The organism is Cupriavidus sp. HE11 (genome assembly GCF_056097175.1).
Window position 1 is genome coordinate 1920537 of the sequence record NZ_CP184464.1, and the last position, 15939, is coordinate 1936475.

A 15939-nucleotide genomic window follows, 5' to 3' on the forward strand; every position below is an offset into this window, starting at 1 on the left:
ACCATGTCGCTGTCCGAGCTCTGTATCCGCCGGCCCGTGATGACGGTGCTGCTGTGCCTGGCCGTCATCGTCACGGGCATCGTGCTGTACCCGACCATCCCGATCGCGGCCCTGCCCAGCTTCAACTCGCCCGTGATCCAGGTCACGGCCACGCTGCCCGGCGCCAGCCCCGAGACCATGGCCGCGTCGGTGGCGACGCAACTGGAGAAGCAGTTCGCGACGATCCCCGGCGTGACGGTGATCAGTTCGTCGAACACGCTTGGCAATTCGAGCATCACGATCGAATTCAACAGCGACCGCAATATCGACGACGCGGCCGTGGACGTGCAGGCCGCGCTGTTCCGCGCGCAACGGTCGCTGCCGATCGAAATGACGGTGCCGCCGTCGTACCGCAAGGTGAATCCGGCCGATGCGCCGGTGATCCTGCTCGCCATCAACTCGCCGTCGATGAGCCTGGGCGATCTGAACGCGTTCGGCGACAACCTGATCTCGCCCACGCTGGCTACCCTGCCCGGCGTGGCACAGGTGCAGATCTTCGGCCAGAAACGCTTCTCGGTGCGCGTGCGCGCCCATCCCGACGCGCTGGCCGCCCGGGGCATGACGCTCGACGAACTGGCTACGGCGCTCAACCGCGCCAACGCGAACACGCCGGTGGGTACGCTCGATGGTGCGCGTCAGACGCTGACCATCCAGGCCAACCGCCAGATGACCAACGCCGACGCGTTCCGCAACATCATCGTCGCCAGCCAGCCCAGCGGCGCCGTGGTGCGGCTGTCCGACGTGGCCGACGTGGAAGACAGCGTCGAGACGATCAAGACCGGCAGCTGGCTCAACAACGAGCGGTCGATCGTGCTGGCCGTGCTGCGCCAGCCCGACGCCAACACGGTGGCCGTGGTCGATGCCATCAAGGGCGCCCTGCCGCGCCTGGTGCAGCAGATGCCGGGCTCGGTCAACGTGAGCGTGGTGAACGACCGCTCGAACTCGATCCGCGAGTCGATCCACGATGTGCAGTTCACGCTGGCGCTGACCGTGGCGCTGGTGGTGATGGTGATCTTCCTGTTCCTGCGCCGCGCGGCCGCCACGCTGATCCCCACCGTATCGCTGCCGATTTCGCTGATCGGCACCGTGGCGCTGATGAAGGCGTTCGGCTACAGCCTGGACAACGTGTCGCTGCTGGCCATCACGCTGGCCGTGGGCCTGGTGGTGGACGACGCCATCGTGATGCTGGAGAACATCGTGCGGCACATCGAGGAAGGCGTGCCGCCGCTCAAGGCCGCGCTGGTGGGGTCGCGCGAGATGGGCTTCACGATCCTGTCGATCTCGATCTCGCTGGTGGCGGTGTTCATCCCGATCTTCTTCATGCCGGGCGTGATCGGCCTGCTGTTCCACGAATTCGCCGCCGTGGTGTCGCTGTCGATCCTGGTGTCGGCGCTGGTGTCGCTGACGCTGATCCCGATGCTGTGCGCGCGCTTCCTGTCGGCCGAGAACGTGCCGATCGATGAGTCGCAACACACGTATGGCGATCACGCGCCTGGCGCGCCGGCACATCATGTGCAGCAGAAGCAGACCATCGGCCTGCGTGCCACGCAGTGGTTCGAAGACCTGTTCGAATGGACGCTGCACAAGTACGCGCACGGCCTGGACTGGTGCCTGGCGCATCGGCGCGTGGTGCTGGTGGCGGCGGGTTTGACGTTCGTGCTGACCGCCGTGCTGTTTGTGAAGATCCCGAAAGGCTTCTTCCCCGAGGAAGACATCGGCCAGATCCAGGTCAATGCCGAAGGCCCGCAGGACATTTCGTTCGAAGCAATGTCGGAGCGCCTGCGCGACGCGGCCGAGCGCATCCGTGCCAATCCGGCGGTGAAGAGCGTGGTGGCGTCGATTGGCGGCGGGCCGTCGCCGGCCATCAACACGGGCCGCATGTTCGTCGAGCTGAAGCCGCTGGGCCAGCGTCCGAAGATGCCCCAGGTGGTGGAATCGCTGCGCAAGGATGTGTCGGGCGTGCCCGGCCTGCAGGTCTATTTCTCGCCGGTGCAGAACCTGCGCCTGGGCGGCCGTCAGAGCAAGAGCCGCTACCAGTACACGCTGCAGAGCGTGAAGCCGGGGCAGCTGCAGGAGTACAGCGACAAGCTGATGGCGAAGATGCGCGCCGAGCCGGTGTTCCGCGACGTGACCAGCGATTCGCAGCAATCGGGCCTGGAGGCACAGCTGACCATCGACCGCGACAAGGCCAACGCGATGGGCGTGCAGATGCAGGACGTGCGCGCCGCACTGTACACGGCGTTCGGCGAGCGCCAGGTGTCGACGATCTACACCCCCATCGACAACTACTACGTGATCCTGACCGCCGCCGACGTCGATCGCGTGGACGAGACCGCGTTCTCCAAGCTCTACGTGCGCAGCAAGACCGGGCAGATGGTGCCGGTGTCGGCGTTCGCCACGACCGAGCGCCGGGTGGGTCCGATTGCGGTCAACCACCAGGGCCAGCTGCCGTCGGTGACGGTGTCGTTCAACCTGGCCCCGGGCGCGGCGCTGGGCGATGCCTCGAAGCTGATCGACCGCTTCAGCCGCGACATCGAGATGCCGTCGTCGATCTTCACCAGCTGGGGTGGCGACGCGGCCGTGTTCCAGTCGTCGCAGGCCACGCAGGTGGTGCTGCTGGTGGCGGCCATCGCGGTCATCTACACGCTGCTGGGCGTGCTCTATGAGAGCTACATCCACCCGCTGACCATCCTGGCCGGCCTGCCCTCGGCGGCCATTGGTGCGCTGCTGACGCTGTTTATCTTCAACGTCGAACTGTCGCTGATTGCAACAATCGGCGTGCTGATGCTGATCGGCATCGTCAAGAAGAACGCGATCATGATGATCGACTTCGCGCTGGCGGCCCAGCGCGAGCAGGGGATGGCGCCAGGCAAGGCGATCCGCCAGGCGTGCCTGCTGCGGTTCCGCCCGATCATGATGACCACGTTCGCCGCAGTGATGGGTGCCCTGCCGCTGGCCCTGGGGCTGGGCGCTGGCGCCGAACTGCGCCAGCCGCTGGGTCTGGCCGTGGTGGGTGGCCTGCTGTTCTCGCAGGTCATCACGCTGTTCATCACGCCGGTGATCTATCTGGCGCTGGACCGCTACTCGGGCACCGGCCCGCTGCAGATCGACTCGGAAGGCAATCCGCTGGAAGAAAAGCAACCCGAGGCGGTTGCGCACTGACTGACACTGCGAGTGCATCCCCCTCCCCATGCGCGGGAGGGGCGCCTGCCGCCAGCGCCTGGCTTTTCCCCATTCTTTCCCTTTCGCGCACCGCCTTCCTCGCCTTCCCCGCGTCTTCCCCACGCCTTACACGAAAGACCACAGGCCCTGACAGCCTTTCATGTCGACGCGCCAGTGCTATCTTGGCGGGCCGGCGGCATTGCCTGGCGGCGGCGAATGAGCGGCCGATCAGGCGAAATATGTCAAAGAATTTATGAAAAGAATATTGATGGAGAAGATTTGCCATCAAACATTTATCGCATCGATATAAGTAACTGCGTTCGACCATGACCCCCACCCTGCTCGAAACCTTGATGTATGACGTCGGCCAGCTGTTCCTGTATCCGACGCTGGTGCTGATCGGCCTGCTGTTCCTCTACGCCTTCTGGGCACTTGGCGATTTTGCGATGCAAGCCTGGCTGCGCGGTCGCAACAGCATCGAATCGGGGCGGGGCTATCCGCTGGTGGCCTGGGCGCGCCGCCACAAGGTCAGCCACCCCGACGCGCTCGACGTCACGGCCCACCGGCTGCTGGAGCGCCCGCGCATCGCCACCCGCGTGGCGCCGATGCTGGGCCTGGTGGCTACGATGATCCCGATGGGGCCGGCGCTCAAGGGGCTGTCCGGTGGCAATCTGGCGAATGTGGGCGAGAACCTGACCATCGCGTTTTCGGCCGTGATCCTGGCGCTGATCGCGGCCAGCATCACGTTCTGGGTGGTCAATGTGCGGCGCCGCTGGCTGGCCGAGGAACTGGTCTGGCTGGGCCAGTCGCACCCGCAATGGGAGTCCGAGGCATGAAGTTCCTGGAGGAAAGCGAGGCCGACGATCCGATCCTGTCGGTCGTCAACCTGATCGACGTGTTCCTGGTGGTGATTGCCGCCTTGCTGGTGACCATCGCGCAGAACCCGCTCAATCCGTTCACTCACCAGGACGTGACGATCATTTCCAACCCGGGCAAGCCGAACATGGAAATCGTGTCGCGCCAGGGCGAGAAGATCGTGCGTTACCAGGCCAGCGGCCAGGTGGGGTCCGGCGACGGCATCAAGGCCGGCGTGGCCTATCGCATGAAGGATGGATCGATGGTCTACGTACCCGAAACGCCGGCCGCCGCGAATGGCGCCGCCGCCACCGGGGCCACCCAGGCCCAGACGCAACCGGAGCCCGCCAGGCCATGATGCGCACATCTTTTTCCTGGCTCGCCGTCATGGCGGCCGTGACGCTTGCCACCGGCTGCGCATCGACCACGCCCAACGCAACCCCGGCGGCGATCAGCCTGAAGTTCGCGGACAAGTCATACGTGCTGCTGGGCGAAGTCCATGACAGCGGGCCCGCCCAGCAGCAGCGCCTGCAGGCGCTGACGCGTGCCGTGGAAGCGGGCTGGCGTCCGGCCATCGCCATGGAACAGTTCGACCGCGAACGTCAGGCCGATATCGACCGGGCCCGGCGCGAACGGCCGCACGATGCCGACTATCTGATCGAGCAGGCGGCAGGCAGCAAGAGTGGATGGGACTGGGCGCTTTACAAGCCCGTGGTGGCGCTGGCGCTGCAGTACAACCTGCCCCTGCGTGCGGCCAACCTGTCGCGCGCCGATGCGGCAAGGATCGTGCGCGGCGGCTATGGCGATGTGTTTGCGAAGGACCAGCAGGCCGCACTGGGGCTCAACGGCGCGTTGCCGGCCGATATCGTGGCCGCGCAGACCGCGGCGCTCGACGCCGGTCACTGCGGCCATTTCCCGCAGGCCATGTTGCCGGGCATGCTGAACGCGCAGGCCGCACGCGACGCCGTGATGGCGCAGACGCTGCAGCCGTACGCCAGCCAGGGTGCGGTGCTGATCGCGGGCAACGGTCATGTGCGGCGCGATATCGGCGTGCCGCGCTGGCTGCCCGGGCAGGGACAGCGCGTGCTCAGTGTCGGCTACATCGAATCGGATTCGCCCGCCAAGGGCTTCGACGTCGTGGTGCGTGTGCCGGCCATGGAGCGCGAGGACCTGTGCAAGGGCGCGGTGATGGGCAAACCGATGAAGCAGTGAGCGCCTGGTCGCATTGTTTCCCCGGTCTGAACGACTGGGAGAGGGGAGCAAGGCAGCGCTAGGTATCCGCCAGCGCGAAACTCAGCTCGGCCCGCAGTCCCCTGCCCTGCGTGGCATCGCGTAGCGTCACCTTGCCGCCAAACCTGGCCGCCATCTCGCGCGTGATCGCCAGTCCGAGCCCGGACCCGGGTTCGGTGTTCTCCACGCGCCGGTAGAAGCGGGCGAACACCTTCTCGCGTTCGTCCTCCGGAATGCCGGGGCCGTCGTCTTCGACCACCAGCAGTGCGCGGCCGTCGCGTTGCGCGGCGGACAGCGTGATCCGGCTGCCGCGTCCCGAATACTGGATCGCGTTGTGTACCAGGTTTGCCAGCGCCTCACGCAGCAGCGCGGCGTCCGCGCGTACCGGCAGCGTCAGCGCGGCGGGACGCTCCCATCCAAAATCCTGCTGCTTGCCGCGCGCAAGGGGCAGGTAGTCCAGCGCGACCTGCTCGGCCACCGTGACGGCGTCGATGATGCCGGCTTCGTCGTCCTGCGCGGCGCCATCGCGTCCCGGCTGCCGTACGCGGGCCAGCGCCAGCAGCTGGTTCGTCAGGCGCGCCGCCTGTTCCAGTTGCGTGACGATGCCGCCCACGGCTTCGGCGGCGGCTTCGCGGGCGGGCTCGTCATGCCGCATCTGCAACTGGCGCTGCGCGAACTCCGCCTGCGTCTTGAGAATCGCCAGCGGCGTGCGCAGCTGATGCGCGGCGTCGGCGATGAACTGCGCCTGCGATTGCGCCATGGCTTCCGAGCGTGACACGTGCAGGTTGACCGCGTCGACCAGCGGCCGCACCTCCACCGGTACCACGTCGAAGGCCAGCGGCGCGAGATCGTCGGGCGAGCGCGCGCGGACATCGTCGCGTACCCGTTGCAGCGGCTTGAGCACGTAGGTAATGCCGCCGACCAGGATCACGGCCGACAGCACGATCAGCGCGATATCGCGCAGCAGCGCGCTGCGCCAGACGTTGCCGATCAGCGCGGCGCGCGGCTCGGCGGTTTCGGCTACCTGGATGATGACGCGCATGTTCGCGTCGGGGCGGTAGATGGGACGCGCCATCGTGGCGACGCGCACCGGATCGCCGTGGTAGACGGCATCGTTGAAGCGCGGCACATTGTTGGCCAGCGCGCCCTTCGGCAGCGGCAGGTCGTCGTAGCCGGTCACGGTCTCGATGCTGCCACCGCGCTCCATCGACACGCGATAGAACACATGGGTCTGCGCGGCTGTCTCGAACATCTCCATCGCCGCGTCGGGCAGCGTGAGCTGCACGCTTTCGCCGGCCATGCCGATGGCGTTGTCGATGGTGCGGATCGAGCCATACAGCGAGCGGTCGTATGCCGTGTTGGCGGCGTCGCGCAGGGTGCCGTAGGTGAACCAGGTGTCGACGCCCATCATCAGCGCCAGTGCCGGCACCAGCAGGATCAGCAGCTGGCGGCGCAGGCTTCCGCGCAGCCACAGCCGCACCGGCAGGCGGGCGCGCTGGCGCAGATGGCGGCGCCACATGTCAGGCTCCAGCCCTGGGCGGATCCGTGGCTTCGGGTTCCAGCAGATAGCCGAAGCCGCGCAGCGTGACGATGGTGACGCCGTGGCCGGTCAGCTTCTTGCGGAGGCGATAGACCAGCACCTCGATGGCGTCGGGGCTCACGTCGGCATCGAGCGAGAACACCTTGTCCAGCAGTTGCGCCTTGGTCAGCGGCTGGCCGCTGCGGGCCAGCAGCGCGCCGAGTAGCGTCGATTCGCGCGGCGTCAGCGACAGCGGCGCACCGCCCAGCGTGAAGCTGCGGGTCTCGCCATCGAATACCAGCGTGCCGCATTGCAGGCGCGGATGCGCGCGGCCACGGCTGCGGCGGATCAGGGCCAGGATGCGGGCTTCGAGTTCGGCGATGGCGAACGGCTTGGGCAGGTAGTCGTCGGCGCCCAGGTTCAGGCCGCGCACGCGTTCGTCGAGCGTGTCCTGGGCGGTCAGGATCAGCACCGGTGTGCGGTCGTCGCGGCCGCGCATGGACTTGAGCACGGCCAGGCCGTCCTTGCCGGGCAGGCGCAGGTCCAGCACCACGGCGTCGTACTCCTCGGCCATCAGCCGCGCGTCGGCCTGCAGGCCATCGGCGACGTGCTCGATGACGAAGCCGCCCTGCTCCAGTGCGCGTGCCACCCAGCGGGCCAGTTCCACTTCATCTTCCACCAGCAGGATGCGCATGCCGGACCTCCTCTGCCCGCTCTTGTCGTGTGTCTCGCGGGCCGCCCGTGCGTGCCGCGGGCGCCTATAATACCCCCGCCCTGCCCGCAGGTGTCTGCCGGCTGCCATCCCATCGTCCGCACACCATCTTCCTGTCCGCCGTGCCTTCCACGCCCCCGGTGCCTGCTGCACCCGCATCCCTGCCGGAACCGTCCAGCGCCATGCGCCGCCAGTTGCTGCTGGCAGGCGGGGCCATGGCCGTGGGGGTGCCGGCGCTGGCGCAGCCCGCGCCGCGCGTGCCGGACGGCTATCCGGGCGACTACGCCGACGTCATTGCGCGCGCGCAGCGCGAGGGCGGGGTGACGATCTACGCGTCGACCGACCTGGAAGTGGTGCAGCCGCTGATGCAGGGCTTCGAGACACGCTATCCCGGCGTGCGCGTGCACTATCAGGACCTCAACACCCTGGAACTGCACGACCGCTTCCTGGCCGAGAGCGCGGGCATGGGACCGGCCCAGCCGGGTCGCGATGCCCCCTATGCCGACGTGCTGTGGAGCACGGCCATGGACCTGCAGATCAAGCTCGTCAACGACGGCCATGCCCAGCGCTACGACTCGCCCGAACGCCCGGGCCTGCCAAGTTGGGCCGTGTGGCGCGACGAGGCCTGGGGTACCACGTTCGAGCCAGCGGTCATCGTCTACAACCGCAAGCATTTTGCGACGGCGCATGTGCCCGGCAGCCGCAGCGGGCTGGCGCGCCTGCTGCAGGAGAATGCGCCGCAGTGGCGCGGCAAGGTGGTGACGTACGATGTGGAGCGGTCGGGCGTGGGGTACCTGCTGGCGCAGCAGGACGCGCGCATGGGCAGCGAATTCTGGTATCTGGCACAGGCGCTCGGGCGTGCCCAGGTGCAGCTGTCGGCATCGACGGCCGACATGGTCGAGCGTATCGCCAGCGGTGAACTGGTGCTGGGCTACAACCTGCTGGGCTCGTACGCGCTGTCGCTGATGGAGCGCGGCGCCGGCATCGGCGTGATCGCACCGCGCGACTACACGCTGGTGATGTCGCGCGTGGCGTTCATCGCGCGCCGGGCGCCGCGGCCCAATGCGGCGCGGCTGTGGCTGGATTACCTGTTGTCGCGCGAGGGCCAGGCGCTGCTGGGGCAATCCACGTCGCAGCTCTATACCATCCGCACCGATACCGACAGCGCACACACCGCCAATGCGCTGGCTGAGCGGCTTGGCTATGCGCTCAAGCCGATCAGCGTGGGGCCGGGGCTGCTGGCCGCGCAGGACGCCCTGCGCAAGAAGGCCTTTCTCGCGCGCTGGCGCCAGGCGCTCAAGGGCTGAGTCGGGCCGAGCCGGCGGGAGACTATTCGGCGACGGCCTGCGGCTGGCGCTCGCACAGTGCCGCCATTTCCTGGTCCAGCGGGGCCATCGGGCGCGGCACATAGCCCACGCGCAATGCCGGAGACAGGCGCAGCGTGTCGATGAAGGTGTCCGCCAGGCGCTCGGCCTCGCGGCTCAGGTCGAAATCGGTCGGGGAGAACAGCCAGTGGGCCAGCACGCCGCCGATTGCGGCGTGGAATGCCATCACGGCCAGGTCGAGGTCCAGGTCCGCCGGCAACTGGCCGCGCTCCATCGCCAGGCGCAGGTGCTCGCGCATCTTGACCGTGCCGTCCTGGTGCGACGCGCGCTGGCGTTCGAAGATGGCGCCGTTGTCCTCCACCATCTCGCACTTGTGGAAGATGATCTCGAACACGCGGCGCCACTGCGGATTGGTAACGGTCTGACGGAACACGAAGGCACAGATATCGCGGATGCCGCCGAGCGGGTCTTCCTGCAGCGCCAGCCGCTCCGGCGCGCACAGCGCTTCCACGGGCAGATTGACGCGGTCGGCCATGGCGGCGAACACGTCGCTCTTGTTCTTGAAGTGCCAGTAGATTGCGCCGCGCGTGACACCTGCCGCCTCGGCAATGTCCGCCAGCGACGGGCGTGCCACGCCTCGGGCGTGAAACACGGCTTCCGCCGCATCCAGAATCCGGTTGCGCGTCTCGAGCGCTTCTTCCTTGGTACGTCTGACCATTTCCTCTTTCCCCGGGGCCAGTGGGTGGCCGTCCGGGTCTCCTGATCCCGACGCGCAAATGCGCCGAAGGGCTTCTCTTTCCAAATTGCTCAATCGCACCGGCGGCCGCATCGTACCTTGAATGGAACAATCGTGCTCACAGGGGCGGAACATTCCAATGCACACAACAGGTGCCATGTGTTGCGAACAGCGCTAAATTCGTAACCGGGACTTACATACATGCGCGAATGTATCTATACTACTCGCCTGTCCGGACTTCGGCCAAGCCGTTTTTTGCCCGGTTGCGGTGACCCGTCACCCGCTCGCCCTGGGTCCGCCTGACTCAAGCATCACTTTATTTAGCCGCCGCGCCCCGCCCCCGGGGCGCGCCTGCGTCCAGCCCAACGTTGGGGGCGGTGCGGCAGATCTCAAATTTTCATCATGGGGTTATCGATGAGGAAGTCCCAACGTATCCGTTGCGCAGCCGTTGCCGCCGCCGTTACCGCCGCGGCACTGGCGCTGTCCGCCTGTGGCCAGAAAGCCGCCCAGGGCGGCGCGATGCCGCCGCCGGAAGTGGGTGTGGTCACCGTCACGCCGTCCGCTGTTGCCGTTGTCAATGAACTGCCGGGCCGCCTCGAAGGCGTGCGCACGGCCGAAGTGCGCGCCCGCGTCGAAGGCATCGTCCTGTCGCGCAATTACACCGAAGGTGGCGAGGTCAAGGCCGGCCAGGTGCTGTTCCGCATCGATCCGGCCCCGTACCAGGCGCAACTGGCCTCGGCCAAGGCGCAGCTGGAGCGTGCCGAAGCCAACGCGGTTTCCGCGCGCCAGAAGGCCGAGCGCTACAAGCCGTTGGTGGCCGTGAACGCGGTCAGCAAGCAGGAATATGACGAAGCCGTGGCCGCCGCCGGCCAGGCCAATGCCGACATCGCCGCCGCCAAGGCCGCCGTGACCACGGCCCAGATCAACCTGGGTTACACCACGGTGACGTCGCCGATCTCGGGCCGCGTGGGCCGTGCGCTGGTGACTGAAGGCGCGCTGGTCGGCAAGGGCGAAGCCACCAAGCTGACCACGGTCGAGCAGGTCGATCCGATCTGGGTGACCTTTACCCAGCCGGCTTCGGAAGTGGCGCGCCTGCGTGCCGCCATGGAATCGGGCAAGGTCAAGGGCGTGAACGGTGGCGCCAAGGTGCATCTGTATCCGGAGGCCGGCGACAAGGAATACGCCGCCACGGGCAAGCTGCTGTTCTCGGACATGACCGTGGACCCGACCACCGGCGCCATCACGCTGCGGGCCGAATTCCCGAACCCGAAGCGTGAACTGCTGTCGGGCACGTTCGTGCGCGTGAAGATCGAGCAGGGCATCGACGAGAACGCACTGACCGTGCCGCAACGCGCGCTGATCCGCAGTGCCCAGGGCGCCAGCGTGCTGGTGGTGGGCGCCGACGGCAACGTGGCCGCGCTGCCGGTCAAGGCGCCGCAGGCCATTGGCGACCGCTGGGTCGTGACCGAAGGCCTGAAGGGCGGCGAAAAGGTGATCGTGGAAGGCCTGCAGAAGGTGCGCCCGGGTGCGCCCGCCAAGGCCGTGCCATTCCAGGCACCGAAGACGGCCGATGCCCCGGCATCGGCGCCGGCTGCCACCGCGCAGGGCGACAAGCCCGCCGCGGACGGCAAGGACGCCAAGGCCGACGACAAGTCGACCGCCAAGCAGGGCTGATCGGGCCCTCGACCAAAGCCATAAAAGGGAGCCAGTTTCATGGCGAAGTTTTTTATCGACCGGCCGGTGTTCGCGTGGGTGCTCGCGCTGATCATCGCGCTGGGCGGTCTGTTGTCGATCGTGCAGCTGCCGATCGCGCAGTACCCCAATATCGCCCCGCCGATCATCACGGTGACCACCACCTACCCCGGTGCGTCGGCCAAGACGATCGAGGATTCGGTGATCACGCCGATCGAGCAGGAGCTCAACGGCGCACCCAACCTGCTCTACTACGAATCGCAAAGCGAATCGTCGGGGCTGGCCACGATCAACATCTCATTCGCGCCGGGCTCGAACGCCGACCTGAACTCCGTGGAGGTGCAGAACCGCCTGAAGCGCGTGGAAGCGCGTCTGCCGGCGGAGGTGCGCCAACAGGGCGTGCGGGTCGACAAGGCCGGCAACAACTACATGATGTTCATCACGGTCTCGTCGAAGTCGGGTAAATCCGACGCGATCGAGCTGGGCAACTTCGTGTCGGCGCAGGTGGTGGATTCAATCCGCCGCGTGCCCGGCGTGGGTGCCGCCGACCTGTTCGGCACCGAGTACGCGATGCGGATCTGGCTGGATCCGGCCAAGCTGACGGGCTACAACCTGACGCCGCTGGACGTGACCGCCGCCGTATCGGAGCAGAACATCCAGGTGGCAGTGGGCGAACTCGGCGGTACGCCGTCGCCGCGCGGCACCGAGCTGAATGCCACGGTCAACACCGAAAGCCGGCTGACCACGCCCGAGCAGTTCGCCAACATCCTGCTGCGCGTGAATCCGGACGGCTCGTCGGTGCGCATCAAGGACGTGGGCCGCGTGGAGCTGGGCGGTGCCGACTATTCGACGCTGGCCCGCATCAACGGCAAGCCGGCATCGGCCATCGCCATCAAGCTGTCGCCCACGGGCAACGCGCTGGCTACCGCCACCGCCGTGCGCGCGAAGATGGCAGAGCTGCAGCGCTTCTTCCCGCCCGACTACGAATTCAGCGTTCCCTACGACACGTCCGCGTTCGTGAAGATCTCGATCGAGGAAGTGGTCAAGACGCTGCTGGAAGCCGTGGTGCTGGTGTTCCTGGTGATGTACCTGTTCCTGCAGAACTTCCGGGCCACGCTGATTCCCACGCTGGTGGTGCCGGTGGCGCTGCTCGGTACGTTCGGCGCGATGCTGGCGTTTGGCTTCTCGATCAACGTGCTGACCATGTTCGGCATGGTGCTGGCCATCGGTATCCTGGTGGACGACGCGATCGTGGTGGTCGAGAACGTCGAGCGGATCATGAGCGAGGAAGGTCTCTCGCCGCGCGAAGCCACCCGCAAGGCCATGAGCCAGATCACGGGCGCCATCGTCGGCATCACGCTGGTGCTGACCGCCGTGTTCATCCCGATGGCGTTCTTCTCGGGTTCGGTCGGCAACATCTACCGCCAGTTCTCGCTGTCGCTGATTTCGTCGATGGTGTTCTCGGCCATCCTGGCCCTGACGCTGACGCCGGCCCTGTGCGCGACGCTGCTCAAGCCGGTGGAAGCGGGTCATCACCACGAGCGGAAGGGCTTCTTTGGCTGGTTCAACCGGACGTTTGCCACGGCATCGACCGGCTATCAGGGCATCGTGGCGCGCATTCTCAAGCGCTCGGGCCGCTACCTGATCGTCTACGCGGTGATCATCGCCGGCGTGGTGCTGCTGTTCCAGCGCCTGCCGTCGTCGTTCCTGCCTGACGAAGACCAGGGCTACATGATCACGGTGGTGCAGCTGCCCACTGGCGCCACGCAAGAGCGCACGATCGGCGTGCTCAAGCAGATCGAGGACTACTACCTGCAGAAGGAATCGAAGGTGGTGGACCAGATGATCACGGTGGCTGGCTTCTCGTTCTTCGGCCGCGGCCAGAACGGCGGTATCGCGTTCGTGCGCCTGAAGGACTGGAAGGAACGTCCGGGTGCGGACCAGACCGCGCAGGCGCTGGTGGGCCGTGCGTTCGGCGCGCTGTCGTTCATCAAGGACGCCATCATCTTCCCGCTGAACCCGCCGGCCATCTCCGAGCTGGGCAACTCGTCGGGCTTTGACTTCCGTCTGCAGGACCGTACCGGCCAGGGCCACGCCAAGCTGATGGAAGCACGCAACATGATGCTCGGCATGGCCGCGAAGTCGCCGGCACTGGTGGGCGTGCGTCCGGAAGGCCAGGAAGACGCGCCGCAGCTGCGCATCGACATCGACCGCGAGAAAGCGCGCGCGCTGGGCGTGGCGGTGGCCGACATCAACCAGACGCTGTCGATCTCGTTTGGCTCGTCGTACGTGAATGACTTCATCTACGAAGGCCGCGTGCGCCGCGTAATCGTGCAGGCGCAGGGTTCGGATCGCCAGCTGCCTGACGACCTGGGCAAGCTGCGCGTGCGCAACGCGAACGGCGACATGGTGGCGTTCTCGGCGTTCTCGACGTCGCAGTGGATCATGGGCTCGCCGCGCCTGGAGCGCTACAACGGCATGCCGGCGGTGAAGCTGGCGGGCCAGGCCGCGCCGGGCAAGTCCACCGGCGAGGCGATGCGCGTGATGGAGGAAAACTTCGCCAAGCTGCCGCCGGGCTTCGGTTTCGAGTGGTCGGGCCAGTCGTATGAAGAACGCCTGGCCGGCTCGCAGGAACCGATCCTGTACACGCTGTCGCTGATCATCGTGTTCCTGTGCCTGGCCGCCCTGTACGAAAGCTGGTCGATCCCGGTCTCGGTGCTGCTGGTGGTGCCGCTGGGCGTGATCGGCGCGCTGCTGGGCGTGACGCTGCGCGGCATGCCCAACGACGTGTACTTCAAGGTGGGCCTGATCGCCACGATCGGTCTGTCGGCGAAGAACGCCATCCTGATCGTGGAATTCGCCAAGGACCTGCAGGCGCAGGGCCGCAGCCTGGTCGACGCCACGCTTGAAGCGGTGCACCTGCGGTTCCGCCCGATCCTGATGACGTCGATGGCGTTTATCCTGGGCGTGCTGCCGCTGGCCATCTCCACCGGCGCGGGCTCGGGCAGCCAGCGCGCCATCGGTACCGGCGTGATGGGCGGCATGATCACGGCAACGGTGCTGGCGATTTTCCTGGTGCCGGTATTCTTCGTGGTGGTTCGCAGCCGGTTCAAGGGCAGCAAGGCCCAGCACGAACGTGAGCAGGCACGCCTGGAAAGCAGCCAGAAGGAAATCTGACAATGACCAAGACTTTGACCACATTGCTGCTGGTGGCCGGGGTGATGAGCGGCTGCACGCTGGCGCCGCACTATGACCGTCCCGCCGCCCCCGTGGCAGGCAGCTATCCGGCCGCGCCGGAAGGCTATGCCACGGCCGAGGTGAAGAGCGGTGAAACGCGCAAGGCCACCGATATCGGCTGGCGCGAGTTCTTCACCGATCCGCGCCTGCAGACGCTGATTGCCACGTCGCTGGAAAACAACCGCGACCTGCGTACGGCCGCGCTGCGTATCGAGGAAGCGCGTGCGCAGTACCAGATCCAGCGGGCCGACCTGCTGCCGACCGTGAACGGCAACGCCAGCTTCCAGCGCGGCCGTTTCTCGGGGGCTACTTCGGGCGTCTCCCAGTCGTTCACCGGCAACATCTATCAGGTGGGCCTGTCGGTGACGCAGTGGGAGCTGGACTTCTTCGGCCGCGTACGCAGCCTGTCGAATGCCGCGCTGGCGCAGTACTTCTCCACCGAGGAGGCACATCGCGCCGCGTATATCTCGCTGGTCTCCGAAGTTGCCAAGGCTTACCTGGCCGAGCGCGCCGCCGCCGAGCAGTACGACCTGGCGCGCGAGACGCTGGAAGCGCGCCAAAGCACGTACGAACTGTCGAAGAAGCGTTTCGATGCTGGCGCCACTTCGGCGCTGGACCTGCGCGACAATGAATCGCTGGTGGCCCAGGCACGCGTATCTGCCGCGCAGCTGGCACGCCAGCGTGCCCAGGCGCAGAACGCGCTCGAAGTGCTGGTAGGCAAGCCGATCGCCGAGATCCCGAACCTGCCGGCGCCGATGCGCCTGTCGGACGAACGCATCATCAGCGACATTCCCGAGGGCCTGCCTTCGGAACTGCTGACGCAGCGTCCGGATATCCGCCAGGCCGAACAGGCGCTGCTGTCCGCCAACGCGAACATCGGGGCGGCCCGCGCGGCCTTCTTCCCGCGGATCACGATGACGGCCAACGCCGGCAACATCAGCACGTCGTTCACCAACCTGTTCGATCACGGTGCTGGCGTATGGTCGTTCTCGCCGCAACTGACACTGCCGATCTTCGACTACGGACGCAACCTGTCGAACCTGGACCTGGCCAACGTGCGCAAGAACATCCAGATCGCCAACTACGAGAAGACGATCCAGACCGCGTTTTCCGAAGTGGCCGATGCGCTGGTGGCGCGCGGCACGCTCGAAGAGCAGGTGGCGGGCCAGGAGCAGCAACGCAATGCGGAAGCCGCGCGCTACGAGCTGTCGCGCCTGCGTTTCCGCAGCGGCGTGGCGAGCTACCTCGACGAGCTTGATGCGCAGCGCCAGCTGTTCTCGGCCGAGCAGGCGCTGGTGCAGGCGCGTCAGCTGCGTCTGACCAACGCGATCGACCTGTATCGCGCGCTGGGCGGCGGGCTGAAGGAAACCGGAGCGGTGGCGCAGGTGGCGCCGCAACCGGCGACGCAGACCACGCAGTAACGCACCCGCCG

11 protein-coding genes are annotated in these 15939 nt (G+C 66.9%); 8 read left to right on the forward strand and 3 right to left on the reverse strand.

Annotated features, from left to right (window positions below):
* Nucleotides 1-3 precede the first annotated feature (3 nt).
* The 4 genes from ACOABP_RS08925 to ACOABP_RS08940 all read left to right on the forward strand — a co-directional run bounded on the left by ACOABP_RS08925 (nt 4) and on the right by ACOABP_RS08940 (nt 5268).
* Nucleotides 4-3201, forward strand: a complete 3198-nt coding sequence (locus ACOABP_RS08925) for an efflux RND transporter permease subunit (protein WP_474224558.1) — start codon at nt 4-6, stop codon at nt 3199-3201.
* 326 nt (nt 3202-3527) lie between these two features.
* Nucleotides 3528-4037: a MotA/TolQ/ExbB proton channel family protein gene (locus ACOABP_RS08930; RefSeq protein WP_474224559.1), complete on the forward strand. Its 510-nt coding sequence runs from the start codon at nt 3528-3530 to the stop codon at nt 4035-4037.
* Nucleotides 4034-4414 carry a DUF2149 domain-containing protein gene (locus tag ACOABP_RS08935; protein WP_474224560.1) on the forward strand — a complete coding sequence of 127 codons (381 nt, stop codon included), beginning with the start codon at nt 4034-4036 and terminating at the stop codon, nt 4412-4414. Before ACOABP_RS08930 ends, ACOABP_RS08935 begins: the two co-directional genes overlap by 4 nt.
* Complete coding sequence (locus tag ACOABP_RS08940) at nt 4411-5268, forward strand: ChaN family lipoprotein (RefSeq protein ID WP_474224561.1); 858 nt, start codon at nt 4411-4413, stop codon at nt 5266-5268. Before ACOABP_RS08935 ends, ACOABP_RS08940 begins: the two co-directional genes overlap by 4 nt.
* Nucleotides 5269-5326: 58 nt before the next feature.
* Here ACOABP_RS08940 and ACOABP_RS08945 read toward each other — a convergent pair whose 3' ends face one another.
* Together ACOABP_RS08945 and ACOABP_RS08950 are read right to left on the reverse strand one after the other, a co-directional pair.
* A complete protein-coding gene (locus ACOABP_RS08945; RefSeq protein ID WP_474224562.1) occupies nt 5327-6805 on the reverse strand; it encodes a sensor histidine kinase in 1479 nt (492 codons plus the stop codon).
* Nucleotide 6806: 1 nt separating this feature from the next.
* On the reverse strand, nt 6807-7499 hold the full coding sequence (locus ACOABP_RS08950) for a response regulator (RefSeq protein ID WP_474224564.1): 693 nt from the start codon (nt 7497-7499) through the stop codon (nt 6807-6809).
* 233 nt (nt 7500-7732) lie between these two features.
* On the opposite strand from ACOABP_RS08950, the gene ACOABP_RS08955 reads away from it, so the two are divergent.
* The gene (locus tag ACOABP_RS08955) at nt 7733-8824 is read left to right on the forward strand and encodes an ABC transporter substrate-binding protein (RefSeq protein WP_474227800.1); all 1092 of its coding nucleotides are present in this window, start codon (nt 7733-7735) and stop codon (nt 8822-8824) included.
* A 22-nt stretch (nt 8825-8846) separates the two neighbouring features.
* Here the strand turns inward: ACOABP_RS08955 and ACOABP_RS08960 are convergent, their stop codons facing one another.
* Nucleotides 8847-9560, reverse strand: coding sequence for a TetR family transcriptional regulator (locus ACOABP_RS08960; RefSeq protein ID WP_066734526.1), 714 nt, complete (start codon nt 9558-9560; stop codon nt 8847-8849).
* Nucleotides 9561-9992: 432 nt separating this feature from the next.
* On the opposite strand from ACOABP_RS08960, the gene ACOABP_RS08965 reads away from it, so the two are divergent.
* The 3 genes from ACOABP_RS08965 to ACOABP_RS08975 are packed head-to-tail and all read left to right on the forward strand — an operon-like array spanning nt 9993 to nt 15928.
* Nucleotides 9993-11252 (forward strand): efflux RND transporter periplasmic adaptor subunit, encoded by a 1260-nt coding sequence (locus tag ACOABP_RS08965; protein WP_474224566.1) that lies wholly within the window; start codon nt 9993-9995, stop codon nt 11250-11252.
* 39 nt (nt 11253-11291) lie between these two features.
* A complete protein-coding gene (locus ACOABP_RS08970; RefSeq protein ID WP_474224568.1) occupies nt 11292-14447 on the forward strand; it encodes an efflux RND transporter permease subunit in 3156 nt (1051 codons plus the stop codon).
* A gap of 2 nt (nt 14448-14449) precedes the next feature.
* Nucleotides 14450-15928: an efflux transporter outer membrane subunit gene (locus ACOABP_RS08975; protein WP_474224570.1), complete on the forward strand. Its 1479-nt coding sequence runs from the start codon at nt 14450-14452 to the stop codon at nt 15926-15928.
* Nucleotides 15929-15939 lie beyond the last annotated feature (11 nt).